This window comes from Donghicola sp. XS_ASV15, from assembly GCF_041224595.1.
Classification (GTDB): Bacteria; Pseudomonadota; Alphaproteobacteria; order Rhodobacterales; family Rhodobacteraceae; genus Donghicola.
In genome coordinates this window covers 1-423 of sequence record NZ_JBGFGN010000026.1, presented here as the reverse complement: position 1 = coordinate 423, position 423 = coordinate 1, and the positions used below count along the sequence as shown (strand labels likewise).

Here is a 423-nt window from a genome sequence, read left to right as displayed (position 1 = left end):
CGATATCCCAACCAAAAATGTTAGCAAAATTGATTATCTGTTTTTCGTTAAGCCCTGCGCTGATACCCGCATTCCAAAAGCTAGAATCGATCGTACCTGACGCATAGTCAGTTCGTTTTTCAATTGCTTTTTTATCTAGGCTAGAACTAATGGTTTGATCATCATTAAGTTTAACGACTAATGTTTCTGTACGACTGATTTGGTAGTTTAATTGAATTAAATCGTTGTTTTCGTTAGCTGCGAAAAACAATGAGTCGCCAGGGTGAATATTAGTTAACTGCTTATTAAGTTTGTTAGCATTAATGATTTTATGAAGTGTAGAGGCCGAAAAACCAGCGCGTTTAAATATTTTAGCTAGGTTATCGCCTTTTTTGACTTTGAACTCTTTAAAATTTAGCGTAACCTCGGGCAAGACCTCTTCAG

General features: G+C 36.2%; 1 protein-coding gene. It reads right to left on the bottom strand.

Going from position 1 to position 423, the window contains the following annotated elements:
* Positions 1–423, bottom strand: a 423-nt coding sequence (locus AB9K37_RS00460) for a LysM-like peptidoglycan-binding domain-containing protein (RefSeq protein ID WP_369835103.1), incomplete at both ends; no start/stop codon positions are given.